The sequence below is a fragment of the Ruegeria sp. ANG-R genome (assembly GCF_000813985.1).
Lineage (GTDB): Bacteria > Pseudomonadota > Alphaproteobacteria > Rhodobacterales > Rhodobacteraceae > Ruegeria.
Map to the genome: position 1 here is coordinate 1 of NZ_JWLJ01000014.1, position 19,858 is coordinate 19,858.

Below are 19,858 nucleotides of genomic sequence, written 5' to 3' on the forward strand. Positions count from 1 at the left end.
GTTGTTGACGAGACACCTGACGAGCCGGTTGTTGATGAGACACCTGACGATCCAGTTGTTGACGAGACACCGGCAGGACCGGTCAACGTTCCTGATGCGATTTATGCGCAAGGTGGACTTACCTTCAGCACCAAGAGCGACGACGTTGTCTATGGCAGTGCAGACGCAGACATCATCGTGACCAAAGCTGGCAATGATTATGTTTCTGGCGGTGAAGGTCGCGATACGCTTAAGGGCGGCAGAGGTAACGACTGGCTTCTCAGCGGGCAGCATGGAGACAAGATCTATGGTGGGGCTGGACGCGACCAGATTGATGGTGGCACTGGTGACGATCGCCTGAAAGGTGGTGCCGACGGTGATGTTTTCACGTTCTCGGGCAACGGTTCCGATGGTGCCGATACGATCGTCGATTTCGAAATTGGCCTTGATAAACTGGTAATCAGCAATGGCGCAGATGGCTTCAAGGATATCGATGATATCGAACTGAGAAATGATGGCGGCACGGCTGTTATCTCTGATGGCGGCACAACGATCCGGCTGGAAGGCATTAGTAGTGACGATGTGATCGCCCACGCAGAATCGATCTTTGGAGATGGTGCTGATCTGATTTATCGGGATGGCGATGCTTGGAATATCGCTGATGTATCAGATGGTGCCGGTCAAACCCCCGCTGATCCGATTGTTGACGAGACACCCGACGAGCCGGTTGTTGACGAGACACCCGACGAGCCGGTTGTTGATGAAACACCTGACGAGCCAGTTGTTGATGAGACACCTGACGAACCGGTTGTTGACGAGGCACCGGCAGGACCGGTCAACGTTCCTGATGCGATTTATGCGCAAGGTGGACTTACCTTCAGCACTTTGAACGATGATATCGTCTATGGCAGTGCCAATGCCGACATCATCGTGACCAAGAATGGTCATGACTATGCTGCTGGCGGTGAAGGTCGTGACACGCTTAAAGGTGACAGTGGTAACGACTGGCTGCTCGGCGGGCAGCATGGAGACAAGATCTATGGTGGGACTGGACGCGACCAAATTGATGGTGGCACCGGTGACGATCGCCTGAAAGGTGGTGCCGATGGGGATGTTTTCACGTTCTCGGGTAACGGTTCCGATGGCGCCGATACGATCGTCGATTTCGAAATTGGCCTTGATAAACTGGTAATCAGCAGTGGTTCTGGTGATTTCAAGGATATTGATGATCTCATCCTGCAGAGTGATGGCGGCACGGCTGTTATCTTCGATGGTGACACATCCATCCGGTTGGAGGGGATCAGTCGAGATGACGTGATTGCCCAAGCGGACTCGATATTCGGGGATGAGACAGACCTGATCTATCAGGACCTTGACGCCTGGAGTATCTAACAGTTTGCATCAGCCACGCGCGGTCTTTGCAGATCACGCGTGGCTGCGTTGCCAACATTGGAGTGACCAGAGTCGGTTCTAATGAGCGCAACCTATGCATTGAATGCAAAGACTGCGGTAGTGTCGAGTACTCCTGAGCCTGTGCCAAGGTTGAGCTGATAGATCAGCGTTTTTTGAATGGGTAGAGCATAGATACGTTAAGGATTTTAAGGGCCATCCTAGCACGGCGATACTCGATTCCACGCCGGTAGCTGAAAGAACTTATCAGGGGAGTTCGGTGCGGCTTTCGATATCGTGACTCTAACAGCAAGATTGACAAATCTGGGTGTTTGGTGGCTGAGAATCCTCGTGTCTAAAAAACTTGTGGTCGGCCCTGACGGATTGGGACAAGCCGTGTTAAGGTCCGCATTTCAGGCCGCTGCGTGAATGGCTGCCGTTATAATTTTTGATCGAATCTCCTATCAATAACAACGCGGTTTTGGCGTCGGGCAGCGGGTTGACGCGGGCGCAATCGTATTTGAGTGCTTTCACGAATGCGGTTGGATAGTTTTTTGGCCGGCGTGAAGCAAGATTTCAGCCCGGGTTGTTTTGCTAAGATGCGTGTGTAATTCCTCGTGTGTTTGTGTCTCGAATCCGCTGCGTTGGTACTGCCCTTGCCGCGGCTACCGGCGTGTATCTCGAATCCCGCCTGTTGAGCCTCGTGTTTCCAGCTCGCATCACGCGTTCAGCTATGATCTGTATTAAATCGGGTTAGGGCACCATCATCTACTTAAGTTAAGGTTAAACAGCGTGCAGGACCACTTTCTACAGGAGGTGCGCTTCTTATAACGAAATCATATAGAGGCCTGCTCGTTCTTCTTCTGCGAGCTATTAAGTACTGAACAGGAAATTTCATTAACTTGAGGTCTGAGATTGCGGCACATCCCTATTCATTGCTACTGCTACCAATGATGGCCGCAACAAGTCTGCAGGCGTTGCACAGGTTCTGGGTGGCCGCCTCGAATGCGCAATGCCGCGGAAACGCACTCCGCTATGCGCGGAAATGAAAAAGGGACACCATGGCTGACACCACGGAAGGTAAGATCGGCACGTTTTCGGCTCTGTCGATCGGTATCGGGGGGATGGTTGGTGGCGGGATTTTTGCTGTCACGGGCCTGACGATTCACTTGACCAAAGGTGGTGCGCCAATGGCGTTTGTCATCGCCGGGATTGTTGCCCTTCTGACAAGCTATTCCTACCTGCGAATGACTCTGCGTTATCCCAGCGAAGGCGGTACCGTCGAATTCCTGATCCAGGGATATGGCGTCGGAGTGTTTTCCGGTGCATTGAATATTCTTCTGTCCATGAGCTACATGGTTTTGCTTGCCGTTTACGCCTATGCGTTTGGCAGCTACGCAAGTTCCATTTTCATCGAATTCGACACGGGCTTTTATACAAGGCTGCTGGCCAGTGGCCTGCTAGTTGCGCTTGTTGTCGTCAATATTTTCGGTGCTGCGTTGGTGATCCGGTCCGAGAATGCATTTAACGCCAGCAAAATGGTTCTTTTGCTTATCTTCATCGCCATCGGTCTTGCGATGCCGATGGATTGGAGCAGGATGAGCGCTTCGGAATATGTACCACCTTTCGAGCTGGTCGCCGGAGCTATGGTAATTTTCCTGAACTACGAAGGTTTCGAGTTAATCGCGAACGCCAGCAAAGATATCAAGAACCCGAAACGGGCGCTCCCAATTGCCTATATTGGCGGCGTGCTGATCGCCATCGTTCTGTATGTGTTGATCACGTTTGTGGTTCTTGGGCATCTTTCCTTTCCGCGGATTGAATCCCATTCTGACTATTCTCTTTCTTATGCCGCGCGCAGTTTCATGGGCCCTTGGGGGCATATCGTTACCGTTGCTGCCCTGTTGGCTACATCCTCTGCAATCAACGCGACTTTCTATGGCGCGGGGCGCCTGACATACACGATCGCAAAATCCGGTGAATTGCCGCGCGAGTTGGAACGGGATCTGCGCGGCCAACCGTTGGAGGGGATGTTCCTGTTCGCCGCCATTGCATTGGTGATCGTCAATTTTCTGCCCCTGAACGCCATTGCGACAATGGGCAGCGCGGGCTTTTTGCTGATCTTTCTGGCCGTGAACTACGCGAATGTGCGGCTGGCCAAGGAAACCGAAAGCCGTGCCTGGATTTCGATGGCGGGCGTAATCGCCTGCGCTATCGCATTCTTTGCCCTCTGCTGGCAGGTTGGTCAAAACGAGGCAACCCGTCCGCATCTGTGGATTCTCGCGGGTATGATTGTGTCAGCTTTTGTGATTGAAATTGCTTATAGAAACATCGCGAAAAGAGAAGTTCGCCTTCGAAACAATTAGGATGGTGCCAAACACTTCTCGCCGCGCTATCCATCTCGTTCGTGATCGCCGCGGGCAGAAGCGGAGGCCAGTCGGCGCCTCTGACGAAATCAGGGAGAATTATGAATGTGTCGTTGGGCTGCTTACATCGGAGAACCGGTTCATTTGAGTGAGGTTATCTCGCACCCGGAGCATTCACTCATAGACCAGAGTCTGCACGCGACCCAAAGTGTGACGCCCACAAATGCAGATGGTGTCGGTTTGGCGTGGTACGGTGCTCGCCCAACCCCGGGTGTGTTTCGTGACATCCTGCCCGCCTGGTCAGACCGCAATCTGAAATCGGTCGCGGAACATGTCTCTTCAGGGCTGTTTCTGGGCCATATACGCGCGTCAAGCGGCGCGCCGACCAGCCGTGAGAACTGCCATCCGTTCACCGCTGACAATTGGAGTTTCGTTCATAACGGCGAAGTTGGCGGATTTTCCGATTTTCGCCGCCACGCGAATGCGCTGATCCCCGATGACCTGTACCACCATCGCGAAGGGACAACAGATAGCGAGGCGATGTTCTTGATTGCCCTGCACGAAGGCCTTGCCGACGATCCCAAAACCGCGCTTGAACGAGCGGCCGGGCAATTAGAGGCGATGAGTCGAGCCCATGGGTCCGCGCCGCATCTGCATATGAGTGTTGCGTTCTCTTGCGGGCACCGACTGTATGTGGCCCGGTATTCCTCGGACGATGTGGTGCCCACCGTGTATCATCGCTGGTCTGAGGATACGAAGGGCAGGTCCGTTGTGTCCGAACCATTGAACCTCAAATCCGGATGGGAAGAGATCCCGGCCAACAGTTTCTGCACCTTCGATGGGCAAAACATGGAAGTTGAGGCGTTTCGCCCATCACAAGAATCCCGGCATTCTTGAGGACCGACCTGCACAGCCAGATACGTAGCGTGCGGCGGATCGCGACAGGATGCGAACTCCTATTTTGTCGCATCCATGCCGAGATGCGTAGTTTCGCCTGCTTGAGTGGAGAAGCTAAAAACAGTCCGTCGGGCCGAAACACTCAGAGGAGGGTGTTAGCTCTTCCCTTCACGAACGGAATCGACAGTAACCGGTTACCCTACATCACGGCGCCGATCTGCCAGGGGACGAACTCTACCCCGCCAAAGCCTAAGCTTTCGCTTTTGGTCGGGGTGCCCGAGGCGACATGGATCATCAGGTCCAGAAGTTCTTCGCCCTTTTCCTGAATCGAAACACCGTCGGTGATGATGTCACCGCAATTCAGGTCCATATCCTCGGACAGACGAACGTACATTTCGGAGTTGGTCGCGATTTTTATGCAAGGGGTTGGCTGGTAACCCGATACCGATCCACGTCCAGTGGTGAAAACGATAAGGTTCGCGCCCGAAGCGACCTGCCCGGTGACCGAGCATGGATCATAGCCCGGACTGTCCATAAACACGAAACCGGCCTTGGAAATCTTCTCGCCATACAAGTAAACTTCCCGCAACGGGGCGGTTCCGCTTTTTGCAACCGCGCCCAGTGATTTCTCGAGGATCGTGGTCAACCCGCCCCTTTTGTTGCCTGGGCTGGGGTTGTTGTCCATCTCGCCACCATTTCGGGCGGTGTAGTCCTCCCACCATCTGATCCGGTCGATAAGGCGCTTGCCGATCTCGGCGGTTTCTGCGCGATGGGTCAGCAAGTGCTCGGCCCCATAGATTTCCGAGGTCTCTGACAGAATGGTCGTGCCGCCCTGGCGTACCAGCAGATCCGAGGCATGCCCGAGAGCCGGATTCGCGGTGATGCCTGAATACCCGTCCGAGCCACCGCATTGCATCCCAACCGTCAGGGCGCTGACGGGCGCGATTTGGCGTGTCGCCTGATTGGCCAACGCGGCGATGCCTTCAAGCTCGGTCAGACCTTTTTCTATGGTCTTGCGCGTGCCTCCCTCGTGCTGGATGGTCATATAGCGTAGAGCACCATCCGCCCGGATCGGGCGGCCACCAACCAGATCTGCTAGCTGCATAACTTCACATCCCAGCCCGACCAGAAGAATGCCCCCGAAATTCGGGTGTTGGGCATAGCCAGACAAGGTACGGTGGAGGGCGGCGTAACCCTCGTCCTTACTGGACATGCCGCAACCGGTGCCATGTACGACAGGGACGACCCCGTCGATATTGGGGTAGGCATCGAGCAATCCCGATTTGTTTGCAGCCTCGGCAATGAAACGAGCCACTGAGCCCGAGCAATTCACCGACGTCAGTATGCCGATGTAGTTACGCGTCCCAACGCGGCCATCCATCCGGTGGTACCCCTGAAAGGTCTTGCCCTCGTCGATTGGGGGCAGAGGATGGGACTTGCTGGCGAATCCATAATCCTGCTGATGCGCGCCCATGCCCAGATTATGTGAATGCACGTGATCACCGGGCGCGATATCGCGGGTCGCCTGTCCGATAATCTGTCCATATCGCAATACGTTGTCGCCCTTGGCAATGGCGCGGCTGGCAATCTTGTGGCCGCGCGCAACTGCTGTGGTCAGAGTTACTCCGGTATCGTCCGGGCTTACACCGCTTTCCAGATCAGTTAACGCGACTACCACATTGTCGCTGTCGTTCAGTCTGATGGTCTGAGGAGTTTGGGCCATATCAGTCTCGCAGCTTGTAGGCGCGGGCCGCGTTGCCCCCGAGGACCGCCGCTCGTTGTCGGCTATTCAGCTCTGCCAGTAGTTCCTCAGTTACGTCGACCCAACGCTGATAGCTACTGGCCAAGGTACATACCGGCCAATCGCTGCCCCAAAGCAAACGGTTTGGTCCAAAGGTCTCCAGCAAATGGTCGACATAAGGGCGCAGAGTCTCTGCCGACCAGTCCGGGTTGGCTTCGGTCACCAGACCGGAGAGCTTGCAAAATGCCGTCGTGGTGCGCGCCAACGCCGCCATGTCGGTAGCCCATTCATCGATCGAACCGTCACGGATCGCCGGTTTCGAGCCGTGATCAATGACCACTCGCATCTCAGGATAACGCGACAGCAAGCTGTGCAGATTCTTCAGATGCTGTGGCAGGGTCAGGGCGTCGAATGTCAGGTCGCGTGTGATCAGCGCTTCAAACACCGGCCTCAGGTTGGCGCCCAGCATCCAATCGGGATCGGCAATGTCCTGAATCAGCGGACGCAGCCCAACAAAGGCAGGATGTTTCCTATAGCGATCAATGTCCGCCACTGCCTCTGGGTGTTCAAAGTCGACCCAACCGACCACACCTTTAATGAAACCGTGCTGATTGGCTAGCGTCAGCATGAACTCGGTCTCTGCCACGCTGGGCGCGGCCTGTACCAATACGGTGCCGTCGATATCGGTTTGATGCAATAACGGGATCAGGTCTTCGGGCAGGAAATCCCGGTATATTTCAGTTAATTCAGGCGTTAGCCAGCTATAGTCGCCTCGGGCGAGAGCCCAGAAATGCTGATGAGCGTCAATACGCATGGTTCAAACCTTCTGATACGGGTTGATGTCCGGCAACGGGGCCTGTGGATGCATCAGACCCTCAGCCTGCAGCGCCTGCCAAAATTCCTTGGGGATATCCGTCGCGGCCCATTCAAGGGTCTGTAGCAGCTCGGATCGGTTGCGCAGCCCCGGAATAACGGAAATCACCTGTGGGTGGGCCAGAGGGAACTGCAGCGCGGCGGCGGGCAGGGGGACGTCGTGTTTTGCGGCGCAGTCGGACAGGGCGCGGACGCGCGCGACGATATCTGCCGGGGCAGTGTCATAATTCCAAGTGTCGCCGCCGACCAGAATTCCCGAATTGTAGGGGCCGCCGATGATGATCGAAGTCCCGGCAGCCGCGCATTCCGGAAACAGATCGTCCAGCGGCGCCTGCTCCAACAGCGTATAGCGACCTGCCAACAGGAACAGATCCCAGTCGCCGATTTTCAGTGCCTCACGGCAGATTTCGACTTCGTTCACACCGAGGCCGATCGCCTTCACATCACCTGTCCTGCGCAGTTCTTCCAGCGCCCGATAGCCACTTGCGCTCAGAGCGTTGAAGTGAAGGCTGTTTTTAACACCATGCGTCATTTCCCCGATGTCATGAACCAGAAGAATGTCGATACGGTCGAGGCCCAGTCGATGCCGACTGTCCTCGTACGAGCGCATGATACCGTCATATGAGTAGTCGTAGACCGGATGAAACGGCAACGGATCGGGCCATCCCATTGCTGCCGGATCGTCGGGCAGGCCCGGGCGCAACAGACGCCCGACCTTGGTTGAAAGAATATAGTCCTGCCCGCGCAGCAGATTTCCGGTCATGCGTTCCGAACGGCCAAAGCCATAGAATGGGGCAGTGTCGTAGAAACGGTACCCGACCTCGAGCGTCTGCTGCAGCATGGCCTCGGTCTCTGAGGCATCGTTTGCCTGTAGCAGACCCCCCAAAGGCGCGCCGCCGAAACCAAGAATGGGCAGCGATAGGGCGCCACTCGCCAGGGGCCGTGCTGGAAAGCTACCGACGGTCATGGGCGATGTCCTCATCGTCAAGAGACCCACCGCGGAAATAGGCCGTCAGGTCGTCGGCGAGTTGGCGATAGGCCTGCTCGGTCTCTTCCAGATTTGCGGTGCGCATGGCGTCCACGCGTTCAAGAAATGGGCAGCTGAGCACAGCGACAATTTCACCGGAGGGATGGAAGATAGGAAAACTCAGGTTGGTGACGCCAAGTGTGGTTTCCGACTTCGCCTTATAATACCCAAGTTCCCGAATTTTCTGAAGTTCTGCGCGAAACACTGGCTCGTCAAATTCGGGTTCGCCGACGGCTGGCGTATGAGTGGTGATCAGCTGTTGCAGTTCTTCTTCGCTGCGAAAGGCCGCAAGTACACGGCCCGTGCCAGTGTTGCACAGCCCGATAACCGAGCCCGTGCGGATGGCCAGCCCCCAATTCCCGGGGCTTTCCACGGACGAGACAATAACAATCGAGCCCCCGGCCTCCATTCCCAAATGGCACGACTGCCAGACCTTGCGTGAGGCCCGCCGCATCTTGGGAGTTGCAACTTCCAACAGGCGGTTGATCGGTGAGTAACGTTGCGCGGTCGAAAACAGCTTGAGGCTCAGCGAGTACCGATCACCGCTGGTGCGCGATACATAGCCGCGCCGCACAAGCGTCGACAGCATCCGGTAGATTTCGCTTTGTGAGCGGTCGAGCGCTCGCGCGATTTCACTCTGTGACATCTCATCATGGCTGTCAGACAAAAGTTCAATGATATCGAGCCCCTTTTCCAACGCTGGCGCGCGATACTTGGTTTCGGGGTCAGTGGGCATGGCGGTGTCCTGTCCATTCGGCTGATCCGAGTTTTATCGGCCCCCGGCAGGGCCAGTCAAGGATTGATTTAAACTCGAATAAATGATTTACAAATAAATACGCGAGGAGCGTCGGGCGTCGAAAAAATGACCCCGTCAAGGGAGGAGAAGTTATGAAATACAGTATTTTCAGGGCGTTGGTTGCGTGTACCGCGCTTGTTTCTTCGGTCGAATCGGTGTCGGCGGCGGATTACGGCAGCTTTCCCGGGGTCACGATCGACGCCAAGTTGATTGGCGGTCAGCAATACGAGGGTCTTTATGGGCGCATCGCTGACTGGGAAGCTGCGACCGGCGGCAAGGTTAATATCATATCGAAGAAAAGCCACTTTGAGATCGATAAGGAAATCAAATCTGATATGGCGGCAGGAACCACGTCTTGGTGTGTTGGTTCAAACCACTCGTCCTTTGCGCCGCAGTATGAAGGGCTTTACGTCGATCTCAACGAACTCGTGCCAGCGGATGAGATTGCCGAGTTCGTCCCCGGCAATATCAAGGCGTCGACCGTTAACGGCGAGTTGTTGATGTTGCCTCGGGCGCAGTTTGACGTGTCGGTTCTTTATTACCTCAAGTCAAACTACGAAGACGAAGAAAAGGCGAAAGCCTTTGAAGCTGAGTATGGCTATCCGCTGGCCGTACCCGAGACATGGGATCAGGTGAAGGATCAGGCGATCTTCTTTGCGGATCCACCAAATTTCTATGGCACGCAATATGCTGGCAAGGATGAGGCGATTGTCGGTCGGTTTTATGAGTTGTTGGTCGCCGAGGGCGGGCAATATCTGGCTGATGATCTGCGCCCTGCTTTTAATTCGGACGCCGGCCAACGAGCTCTCCAATGGTTCGTTGATCTATACGAAGCGCAGGCCGTTCCGGCAGGTACGACCAGCTACGTCTGGGATGATCTTGGTCAGGGGTTCGCTTCCGGAACGGTTGCGCTGAATCTGGACTGGCCGGGTTGGGCAGGCTTTTTCAATGATCCTGAATCATCCAAGGCAGCAGGCAACGTGGGTGTTGCCGTTCAGCCGATGGGCAGTGTCACACGCACGGGTTGGTCAGGGCACCATGGCTTTTCCGTCACCTCCGATTGCGAAAACAAAGAGGCTGCTGCGTCGCTTGTGCGTTTTCTGACCAGTGAAGAAAGTCAGTTGGCCGAAAGCGCCGGCGGGTCGCTGCCAACACGCAGCGCGGTATGGGAGGCAAATCTGGCCGCAGCAAATTCAGGTGACGATGCGTTTCGTGCCGAAGCTTTGGCCGCCTTTGCTGAAGGGGCAAAATACGCGTTTGCCGTGCCGCCGATTGCGGAATGGGTGGAAAGCACAAATATCGTATTTCCCGAGCTTCAGGCTGCCATTGTCGGTGACAAAAGCGTCGAGGATGCCTTGAACGATGCCGCTGCCGAGGTCGACGAGATGATGCAGGACGCCGGGCATTATTAACACTACCACTCCCCGTCCCGGGTGGGTTTGACCGACCTGCCCGGGGCAAAATTTCAGACCAGTATCGCACGAGGAAATTCTATGCGCCGCCGTCTGCCCGAGTGGTTTCTGTTGCTGTTGCCTGCAATAATCATAATTGCGGCTGTGGTTCTGATACCGCTGATCTTTTCGCTCTATTCCAGCTTCACGCCCTATAAGCTGACCCGGCCCTCAACGTTATGGAAGTGGATCGGGTTCCGGAACTATGAGCGCATTCTCGAAGACTGGAAGTTCTGGGCGGCATTCGGACGTACCGTACTGGTTTTGACCATAGCGCTGAATCTAGAGATGCTTCTGGGTTTGGGCATTGCGTTGCTGGTCAACAAAGTCACCTGGGGTCAGCGTACATTGCGCACGATCCTGATGTTCCCGATGATGTTTTCACCCATTCTGGTCGGGTTCCAGTTCAAGTTCATCTTCAACGACAATGTCGGGCTGGTGAACAATGTTTTGCAATCAACAGGTCTTTCCGACGCGGCCTTACCATGGCTCGTTGACGGCAAACTGGCGTTGTTTTCGATCCTGTTTGCCGAAATCTGGATGAGCACTTCGGTTTTTGCCATTCTCATTCTCGCCGGGTTGTTTGCGATGCCACGCGACCCGCTCGAGGCTGCAAAGGTCGATGGCTGCACCCCTTGGCAGAGTTTTCGCCACATCACGTTGCCGTTCCTGATGCCGTTCATATTTATCGCCATGACCATCCGTTCACTGGATGTGGCCAGAGCCTATGACATCGTTCAAATCATGACCGGAGGCGGGCCAGCGCGCCGAACCGAGTTGATTTGGACCTTGATGGCGCGCACTGGATATGTGGATGCCAAGATGGGCCTCGCCAATGCGATGGGATACGTCTCGATCCTGCTGTCGATCGCATTCACCGTGTATTTTTTCAAAAAGCTAAGTGCTGCGCGAGCGCAGCTTGGCATGACAGGATAGTACGATGGACCGTAACAAGACCCACCGTAACCGTCGTCGCCTGCTGAAGGTACTGCATTTCCTGGGGCTATTTCTTGTGATGGCTGTGATCTGCATTCCGGGTTTGTGGATTGTCCTGAATTCGTTCCGGCCAACCGTGGAAATCATGGCAAAGCCACCTGTGTGGAACCCAAGTTTTACGCTGGATCACTATCGCGCAATGTTTGGCGGCGCAGGCGAAGGGGGCGTTCCGGTCTTTTCCTATCTCTGGAATTCGATCGTTGTATCGGTCGTCTCAACCTTTGTTGCTATCCTCATTGGAATGTCAGGCGGTTATGCGTTTGCGCGATATCGCTTCAAAGGGAAATCCGGTTACTTCGTCGGTTTGATGCTGTTTCGGGCCGTACCTGGGGTGGCGCTATCACTGCCGTTGTTTATCGTCTTTGCCCGGTTGGGCATCATAGACACTCATTTCGGATTGATCCTTGCCTATGTCGCGATGAATGTGCCCTTTACCATCTGGCTGACAGATGGTTTCTTCCGGCAAATTCCAAAAGAGCTGCACGAGGCGGCGGAAATTGATGGCTGTACCCGCTGGCAGGCATTCTGGCGTGTCGAATTCCCGGTGGCACGATCCGGTATCGCGTCGGCGGCGATTTTTGCATTTTTGACCTCGTGGAACGAATTTGCGCTGGCATCCCAGCTGACGCGTTCTGTCGGCTCCAAAACCATGCCTGTGGGGCTGCTCGATTTTACGGCAGAGTTCACGATCAATTGGGGCGGAATGTGCGCGTTAGCGGTTCTGATGATCCTGCCAGCGTTGATCCTGACTTTCATCGTACAGAAACACCTGATTGCCGGCCTGACCTTCGGCGGCGTCAAAGGATAGATCATGACCGAAGTTACTCTGAACAACGTGGTAAAACGCTATGGCGCGCAGCAGGCGGTGCATGGCATCAGCCTGGATATCGCCGATGGTGAATTTGTGGTGCTTGTCGGGCCCTCGGGCTGCGGCAAGTCCACGACATTGCGCATGATTGCCGGGCTCGAAGATATCACCGACGGCGAGGTGGCCATCGGCGGTCGGGTGGTGAACGACCTGCCACCGCGTGAACGCAATATCTCGATGGTGTTCCAGAACTATGCGTTATACCCGCATATGGACGTACGCGAAAATCTGGGGTTCTCCCTGAAGATCGCCAAGCGTCCGCAGGCCGAGATCGACCAGGCGGTGCGCGAGGCCGCCGTCATTCTGGGGCTTGAAGATCTGATGGATCGGAAACCGGCGGCGCTGTCAGGAGGACAGCGCCAACGCGTGGCGATGGGCCGTGCCATCGTCCGCCACCCGGATGTCTTCCTGTTTGACGAACCTTTGTCCAACCTAGATGCCAAGCTGCGTACCCAGATGCGGGTCGAGATCAAGAAGCTGCACCAGAAGGTTGGAAATACGATCATCTACGTCACCCATGATCAGGTCGAGGCTATGACACTCGCCGACCGTATCGTTCTGATGCGCGACGGACACATCGTTCAGGTCGGCACGCCGTTGGAGCTGTTTAACGCGCCGGTCAATACCTTTGTCGCGACCTTCATCGGCTCACCGCCGATGAATCTGGTAGATGGTGAAGTGACCAATGCGGGCATGATCCGCTTGACGGATGGTCAAGAAATCCCTGTCCCGTCAGCCGCCCGAGCGGGTGTCAGCGTCGGCCAGAAAGTGCAGCTGGGGTTCCGTGCCGACAATCTCAGCCCGGTTGGGCATGGGGTCTTTGAGGACGGGGAGGCGGCTGAGTTAGATCTGGCGGTCAGCCTGTCCGAGCCGCTGGGAACAGAGACGTTGCTGTTCGCCGAACTGGCCGGAATCGAGGTGCAGGGTAAGATGCTGAACCCCCGCCCGGTTTCTCCCGGTGAACGGATGACGTTTCGCCTGACGCTGGGCAAGGCGCATGTTTTTGACGCCGACTCCACCAACGCAATCCGGAGTAATTGATATGGCGACAATCACCCGCGTGGAAATAAAGATGATCGATTTGGTTCCCAAGATCACTCGCACTGATGCCATCCAGAGTTTTGTCAGTCAGGAAACGCCCATAGTCATTGTGCACGACAGCGACGGCGCGGTGGGCACCGGCTATACCTACACGATCGGCACTGGCGGTCCGGCGGTTGTGTCGCTGCTGGAAAGGACGCTGGCCCCGGCCCTGATCGGCAAAGATCCGTCACGCTATGAACAGATTTGGCGCGATCTGCTTTTTCTGACCCATGCAACAGCTGTGGGCGCAATCACCTCTCTGGCGCTGGCGGCGATTGATACCGCGCTCTGGGATTTGAATTGCCGCAAGAACAACCAGCCACTTTGGAAGGCTGCGGGCGGTGTGCGCGATAGCATTCGCCTCTACACGACCGAGGGCGGCTGGATGTATTTCTCGGAGGAGCAACTGGTTGAGAACGCGCTTGAGGCCAAAGAGCAGGGTTTCAAAGGGTCCAAGATCAAGATCGGGTCTGAACACATCGCTCTGGACCGGCGGCGGCTTGCCGCAGTGCGTGACGCCGTGGGTGATGAGTACGAGATCATGACCGACGCCAATCAGAGCTATGACCTGTCGCAGGCGATCCGTGCTGCCGGGATGTTGGACGAGTTGGATATCGCATGGTTTGAAGAGCCGATGCCGGCCGACGATATCGGGGCGCATGTGGAGCTGTCCCACCATTCCGGGGTGCCGATCGCGGTCGGTGAAAGCATGTACTCGCCTAGCCAGTTCAAAGATTACCTGCAACTGGGCGCCGCTTCGATCGTTCAGGTGGATGTGGCGCGTGTGGGTGGGATCACACCATGGCTCAAGGTCGCCCATATGGCCGAGTGTTTCAACGTTGCCGTTTGCCCGCATTTCCTGATGGAGCTTCACCTGCCGCTGATCTGCGCAGTGCCGAATGCGAAATGGCTGGAATATATCCCACAGCTGGAAAGCGTAACGCGCAGCGGTATGCAGGTTGTGGATGGCAAGGGCGTGCCGTCGAATGACCCGGGCCTCGGCATCGACTGGGACCTGGATGCGATTGCAAGAATGGTAGTTGTCCAGCATGATATTCGGGAGGCCGCATGATGCAGCGTATGGGTATGATAATCGGTATTCGCCCAGAAAAAATACAGGAATACAAATGCTTACACGCGGACGCCTGGCCGGATGTTCTGGCGCAGATCAGACGCAGCAATATCCGCAACTACTCGATTTTCCTTCGCGAACCGGAAAACATTCTGTTTGGGTACTGGGAATATCACGGCACGGATTTCAAGCGTGATATGGCTGAAATGGCGAAAGATCCGAAAACGCAGGAGTGGTGGGCACTGACCGATCCTTGTCAGGAGCCGCTGGCAACCCGGAGCACGGGTGAACAGTGGTCGATGATGGAGCAGGTCTTTCTAATGGAATAACGCAGGCGCTATGGTTGTCCTTTGCGAGCCAATTGAAGCGATAAACCCTTTTCATCGCATTCCGCCATTCGGTCTCGGCGCATGTGGTCAGCGGGCCCTGTGTTGACGAGAGGTTTTCCGCTGCCCTGAGTGATCGGGCCAGCGGCTATCAGTACCTTGGCGCACGCCAGCGCATCGGCCCCGGCTGTCGCGATCATATTACAACTCATGTCTTGTCGGCGGTCTCTACAAGAATGATCCTCAGGTCACGGACATTGGTGTAGGTCGGGCAGGTCCATATCAAATCGCTCAATGATGGCGAGGGTCTGTGCGGCGCTGGAGGGGTCGGTCAAAAATGGCGTCGGGTGTACTATCGGCTGGATCATCGCCGTCCCGTCCGAGATCACCAGTGACAGACCCTGCACAGGGGTTGCGGCGCGTGCTAGTTTTTATCCTGAAACCAGACGCATGTTTGCGCGCGGTGTTTATTTCATAGATCTCCGACTCTGCTGGCCGGAAGCGCCTGGTTGAGTGCCTGCTTGTTGGCGAGTGTCAGGTTCGGGGCGGGAACCGATAACTGCGTTGAACCCCTTCTGATGTCGAGCAGAGAAAAATCGCCTCCATCCACCGACGAGACTATTGAGGGGATATGGGGCGCCGCTTGTGCTCCAACAGAGTCCGGCCCAGGATGAATGCGTTCACAGTGCGTTGCTGGCCACGGGGAACGATCATGATACCTTCGCAAGGGCTCCATTCGGTCTCGACAGCGTGGGCCGCGCGGGCTGATGCCTTGCCCACGCCGGCGACGATGAACTGCCCGTCCGGTCACGGAGGTAAATTCTGTGAGACAGCCTGCATCGGGTCCGCAGAGGCATGGATGGCATCGAACATGTTGAGAAGCGGATTCCTATACCTCACCGTTCGCCTCCCCTGCATGATGCAATACTGGCGCAGCCGTGCGTCCGGATCGTTTGGTGATCAGCCCTGAACTACGGTTTGAACCTGCTTACCCAATCCATCAATTCCAAGTTGCATCTTGTCACCGGCCCGGAGGTATACCGGCTCGGGTTTCATACCCATACCGACGCCAGGAGGGGTTCCGGTCGAGATCACGTCGCCTGGCTGCAGCGACATGAATTTGGACAGGTAGGCCACGATATGTGCCACTCCGTAGACCATGGTATCGGTGTTTCCGTCCTGCATGCGTTGGCCGTTGACATCCAGATACATGCCCAGCGACTGCGGGTTGGGCACCTCGTCCCGTGTAACCAGCCACGGTCCGATCGGGCCGAACGTGTCGGCGGATTTGCCTTTAGTCCACTGGCCTTCATGCCGGATCTGGAAATCCCGTTCCGAAATGTCGTTGATCACGCAATATCCGGCCACGTAATCAAATGCGTCTGCTTCGTCGATATATTTGGCCTCTTTGCCGATGACGACGCCCAGTTCGACTTCCCAATCGGTGGCGGTTGATCCGCGCGGAATCTCGATATCGTCATTTGGCCCGCAAATCGCGCTGGTGGCCTTGGCGAAGATCACGGGCTCGGACGGTACAGCCAGCCCGCTCTCGGCAGCGTGGTCGGAGTAGTTCAACCCAATACAGATGAACTTGCCCACACCGCTGACGCAGGGGCCATAGCGGTCAACCGTAACTTCGGGCAGGGTCGAAAGATCCAGAGCGGCGATCTTTGCGAGACCCGCATCGCCCAGCGTTTCACCGCCGATGTCATTTACATGCGCCGAGAGGTCGCGGACCTTGCCTTCATTATCGATGATGCCCGGTTTTTCCTGACCTTTCGGGCCGTACCGCAATAGTTTCATGGTGTTCTCCTGTTCAGTTGGCCCAGCCGCCATCAATGATATGAGTTTGCCCGGTCGTGAATCCGCTGGCATCAGAGGCAAGGTAAAGCGCAAGCGCCGCGATTTCGTCAGCGTCGCCTACACGTCCCATTGGTTGCCGGGCGATGAAATCCTTCATTGCCTGTTCATAGTCTCCGGTGGCGCGCAGCCGATCATGCAGACTTGGGCTGTCGACAGTACCTGGGCAGATCGCGTTGCAACGGATGCCTTGCGCCACAAAATCGGCAGCGATGGATTTGGTCAGGCCAATGACTGCCGCCTTGGATGCGCAATAGGCAAACCGGTTGGGGACGCCTTTGATCGAAGAGGCAACCGACGACATGTTTATGATTGACCCGCCGCCGTTTGCCAGCATCGCCGGGAGCGCCGCTTTGCAGAGCCGGTATTGTGCCTTTGCATTCAGTGAAAAAGCGAAATCCCAATCTTCTTCGGGACAGTCAAGAATACTGCCCGCATGTACAAACCCGGCACAGTTGAAAAGTACGTCCAGCGGACCGGTCTCATTCAGGACTGCGGCAATGTTTGCAGCATCTGTGGCATCTAGTTTGACCGCTGTTATGCCGCTGATCTGGTCCAATTCCTTCAATGCGGCGTCATTAATATCACTGGCAAACACTCTTGCACCTGCGCGTGCGAATGCTTCGGCACTGGCGCGACCTATGCCCTGGCCAGCAGCGGTTATCAAAGCGGTCTTACCGGAGAGCGACAGTTCGTAACTCATATCGTTCCTTTCGTGATCTTCCGTCTGTTGAATGAGGCGTAGCGGTTGCGTCAGCCGGCGCATCGGTCGAGTGAGTGGCCGTTCAGGGTTGTCGAATTTTATAACTAGTATATCTTGCATACCAGATAATCAAGTTGAGAGATCATGGCCGGATCACCAGAGACCGGGTTTCAGGGCAAGAGGTCACTAAAGGCAATCATGTCACCTTCGGACGAAAACCCCAGGCGCAAGCGTGCGGCGAATACCGGGCCAAAAGGTCTGGGGCATTTCGATCCGAGCGGTAGGCAGACATTGGCTGATCAGATTTATGAACAGCTGCATCACGAAATAACACAATTGGTCCTTAAGCCCGGCACTCCGATACTGGAGCGCGAGATTGCGACACGCTTTGACGCCTCGCGCACGCCAGTCCGTGAGGCGGTGTTACGATTGGCCAGGGAAATGCTGGTTGAGGTCCTTCCGAAATCAGGAACATTTGTGGCCCGAATTCCGTTGTCGGCTCTGCCCGAGGCGTTGGTCGCACGCCGCGCGATCGAGTGCGATCTGGTCGCTCGGGCTGCTAAACTGGCGAGTCCGGCGAAAATCCTGCGTCTGAGGGCAATAATCGAAGAAGGTCGCGAGGCAGCGGCTTCAGGCTCTCAAGCAGAATTCGACAAAACCGACAGCGCCTTTCACGCCGAGATTGCGGCGATCAGCGGTTATCCGGGGCTTTGGAAGCTTGTTCTGCAGGTCAAAACCCCGACGGACCGCTTCCGTCATATGGTCTTACCTGTTGCTGACCGTATGCAGCAGGTTGTGAGCGAGCATGAAGGGATTGCAGATGCCATTGAGCGGGGCGATGCCGTTGAGGCGGCCGAATGTATGGAATCTCATCTCAATCAACTCAAGACTGATACTTTGCACACTATTGAGCGTCACCCGGAATACTTTGTCTACGATATTGATCTGGATTCTCTGAAATGCGAATGACGGCCTACCCGCAGAATTCACTTCCCTGATTCCGTAACTCAATTCACGTTAGGAACTGGGTGTGGGCGGACGTGGTCTCAACCTCGCCAACCGCGCGTCTAGTCGCCAAACAAGTTGCGCCTTGCGCAGCATGTGAAACAGCCTGGGCGGGGAATTCAGCCATGTCAACGATGCCTGAGCCTAGCAAACCTTAAGTAGCCGCATCTCAGCTGCCCGCGCATGACCTTCCATGCCTTCCATCCGGCTGATCCTTGCGGTGCGTTCAGCAAGCTCGTGCGAGGCTTGTGACGTGCAGCGCTGCCAGGTCACCGTTTTGGTGAACTTGTGCACAGATAGCCCACCGGTGTATCGCGCGGCGCCACTGGTGGGCAGAACATGGTTTGGCCCGGACGTCTTGTCGCCGAAGGGCACCGTTGTCTCGGCGCCCAGAAACAGTGATCCATAGGCCGACAGCCGGTCCAGCCACCAATCCAGATCCGCAGCCAATACCTGCAAATGTTCGGGCGCGTAGCCATCCGCAACCTTTGCGGCCTCTTCACGGCTGTCGCAGAGAATGATTTCAGCCCGGTCGCGCCATGCGGTGCGTGCTGTGCTGGCGTTCGGCTCAGGAAGGCTGTCGATCAAGGCATCGGCACGCGCGATAACCCCCTGTGCAAGCGCCTTGTCGGTGCTGACCAGCCAGACCGGGCTGTCGGTTCCGTGCTCGGCCTGACTGACCAGATCCCAGGCGACGGTCTCGATCGATGCGGTATGATCCGCGATGACAAGGGAATCCGTTGGCCCTGCAAACATGTCGATGCCGACCTTGCCAAACAGCATACGCTTCGCTTCGGCCACATAGGAATTGCCGGGTCCGACCAGAATGTCCGCCGGGGGCGCTCCGAACAGGCCATGGGCCATCGCAGCAATCCCCTGAACACCGCCCAGATTCAGGATCAGGTCCGCACCGCTGAGATCCATCGCATACACGATGGCATCGGGAATGCCGGAGCCAGGACGCGGCGGAGAGACTGCGGTTATATGGGCAACGCCAGCCACTTTGGCCGTTGTTATCGTCATCAATGCGCTGGCGATGTGGCTGTATCGTCCACCGGGAACGTAGCATCCTGCACTTGAGACCGGGATTTGCTTCTGGCCCGCGATCAGGCCCGGCATCACCTCGACCTCGCAGTCGCGCACCGTTGACATCTGCGCCTCGGCAAATCGGCGGATATTGGCATGTGCGAAACGGATGTCGTCCTTGACTTGCTCGGGGACACGATCACAAGCGGCTTTGCGCTCTTCATCGGACAACACGAAATCTCCGCTCCAGCGGTCGAGTTGCTCGGCATAGCGCCGAACAGCGTCTTCGCCCTCGCGTTCGATGTTGGAGAGCATGATCGCCACGATGTCGCGGATATCCGAGTTTTCAGCCTCGGGGCGGGGGTGGGCAGTTTTCAGATAGGTGACGGCCATGGGAAAC

General features: G+C 56.2%; 17 protein-coding genes. 10 read left to right on the forward strand and 7 right to left on the reverse strand.

Features of this window, described 5'->3' with window-relative positions; translation table 11 throughout:
• The 3 genes from RA27_RS21480 to RA27_RS21490 form a co-directional block, all read left to right on the forward strand.
• Nucleotides 1-1,371, forward strand: a 1,371-nt coding sequence (locus RA27_RS21480; RefSeq protein WP_039543827.1) for a calcium-binding protein, incomplete at its 5' end; no start/stop codon positions are given.
• Nucleotides 1,372-2,429: 1,058 nt separating this feature from the next.
• Complete coding sequence (locus RA27_RS21485; RefSeq protein ID WP_039543831.1) at nt 2,430-3,734, forward strand: APC family permease; 1,305 nt, start codon at nt 2,430-2,432, stop codon at nt 3,732-3,734.
• Between the two features lie 105 nt (nt 3,735-3,839).
• Nucleotides 3,840-4,631 carry a class II glutamine amidotransferase gene (locus RA27_RS21490; RefSeq protein ID WP_039543834.1) on the forward strand — a complete coding sequence of 264 codons (792 nt, stop codon included), beginning with the start codon at nt 3,840-3,842 and terminating at the stop codon, nt 4,629-4,631.
• Between the two features lie 199 nt (nt 4,632-4,830).
• Here RA27_RS21490 and RA27_RS21495 read toward each other — a convergent pair whose 3' ends face one another.
• The 4 genes from RA27_RS21495 to RA27_RS21510 are packed head-to-tail and all read right to left on the reverse strand — an operon-like array spanning nt 4,831 to nt 9,008.
• Nucleotides 4,831-6,354, reverse strand: a complete 1,524-nt coding sequence (locus RA27_RS21495) for an altronate dehydratase family protein (RefSeq protein WP_039543836.1) — start codon at nt 6,352-6,354, stop codon at nt 4,831-4,833.
• Between the two features lies 1 nt (nt 6,355).
• Nucleotides 6,356-7,186: an amidohydrolase family protein gene (locus tag RA27_RS21500; protein WP_039543841.1), complete on the reverse strand. Its 831-nt coding sequence runs from the start codon at nt 7,184-7,186 to the stop codon at nt 6,356-6,358.
• A gap of 3 nt (nt 7,187-7,189) precedes the next feature.
• The gene (locus tag RA27_RS21505) at nt 7,190-8,212 is read right to left on the reverse strand and encodes an aldo/keto reductase (RefSeq protein WP_039543843.1); all 1,023 of its coding nucleotides are present in this window, start codon (nt 8,210-8,212) and stop codon (nt 7,190-7,192) included.
• Complete coding sequence (locus tag RA27_RS21510; RefSeq protein WP_039543845.1) at nt 8,199-9,008, reverse strand: IclR family transcriptional regulator; 810 nt, start codon at nt 9,006-9,008, stop codon at nt 8,199-8,201. The genes RA27_RS21505 and RA27_RS21510 overlap by 14 nt, the downstream gene beginning before the upstream one ends.
• Nucleotides 9,009-9,160: 152 nt before the next feature.
• Here RA27_RS21510 and RA27_RS21515 point away from each other — a divergent pair, with 152 nt between their 5' ends.
• The 6 genes from RA27_RS21515 to RA27_RS21540 all read left to right on the forward strand — a co-directional run bounded on the left by RA27_RS21515 (nt 9,161) and on the right by RA27_RS21540 (nt 14,867).
• Nucleotides 9,161-10,480, forward strand: coding sequence for a sugar ABC transporter substrate-binding protein (locus RA27_RS21515; protein ID WP_052265433.1), 1,320 nt, complete (start codon nt 9,161-9,163; stop codon nt 10,478-10,480).
• Nucleotides 10,481-10,561: 81 nt separating this feature from the next.
• Nucleotides 10,562-11,455: a sugar ABC transporter permease gene (locus RA27_RS21520; protein WP_039543847.1), complete on the forward strand. Its 894-nt coding sequence runs from the start codon at nt 10,562-10,564 to the stop codon at nt 11,453-11,455.
• Nucleotides 11,456-11,459: 4 nt separating this feature from the next.
• Complete coding sequence (locus RA27_RS21525; protein ID WP_039543849.1) at nt 11,460-12,323, forward strand: carbohydrate ABC transporter permease; 864 nt, start codon at nt 11,460-11,462, stop codon at nt 12,321-12,323.
• A gap of 3 nt (nt 12,324-12,326) precedes the next feature.
• Nucleotides 12,327-13,424, forward strand: a complete 1,098-nt coding sequence (gene ugpC / locus RA27_RS21530; protein WP_039543851.1) for a sn-glycerol-3-phosphate ABC transporter ATP-binding protein UgpC — start codon at nt 12,327-12,329, stop codon at nt 13,422-13,424.
• A gap of 1 nt (nt 13,425) precedes the next feature.
• Entirely contained in the window at nt 13,426-14,538 is a 1,113-nt protein-coding gene (locus RA27_RS21535; protein WP_039543853.1) for a mandelate racemase/muconate lactonizing enzyme family protein, read from the forward strand.
• On the forward strand, nt 14,535-14,867 hold the full coding sequence (locus tag RA27_RS21540) for an L-rhamnose mutarotase (protein WP_241484128.1): 333 nt from the start codon (nt 14,535-14,537) through the stop codon (nt 14,865-14,867). Before RA27_RS21535 ends, RA27_RS21540 begins: the two co-directional genes overlap by 4 nt.
• Before the next feature lie 957 nt (nt 14,868-15,824).
• Here RA27_RS21540 and RA27_RS21550 read toward each other — a convergent pair.
• On the reverse strand, nt 15,825-16,667 hold the full coding sequence (locus tag RA27_RS21550) for a fumarylacetoacetate hydrolase family protein (RefSeq protein WP_039543987.1): 843 nt from the start codon (nt 16,665-16,667) through the stop codon (nt 15,825-15,827).
• A 13-nt stretch (nt 16,668-16,680) separates the two neighbouring features.
• The gene (locus tag RA27_RS21555) at nt 16,681-17,427 is read right to left on the reverse strand and encodes an SDR family oxidoreductase (protein ID WP_039543989.1); all 747 of its coding nucleotides are present in this window, start codon (nt 17,425-17,427) and stop codon (nt 16,681-16,683) included.
• A 144-nt stretch (nt 17,428-17,571) separates the two neighbouring features.
• Between RA27_RS21555 and RA27_RS21560 the strand changes: the two genes are divergently transcribed.
• Nucleotides 17,572-18,396 (forward strand): GntR family transcriptional regulator, encoded by an 825-nt coding sequence (locus RA27_RS21560; protein ID WP_052265434.1) that lies wholly within the window; start codon nt 17,572-17,574, stop codon nt 18,394-18,396.
• Nucleotides 18,397-18,576: 180 nt separating this feature from the next.
• Here RA27_RS21560 and hisD read toward each other — a convergent pair whose 3' ends face one another.
• Nucleotides 18,577-19,851, reverse strand: a complete 1,275-nt coding sequence (hisD, locus tag RA27_RS21565; RefSeq protein WP_039543858.1) for a histidinol dehydrogenase — start codon at nt 19,849-19,851, stop codon at nt 18,577-18,579.
• Nucleotides 19,852-19,858: the final 7 nt, after the last annotated feature.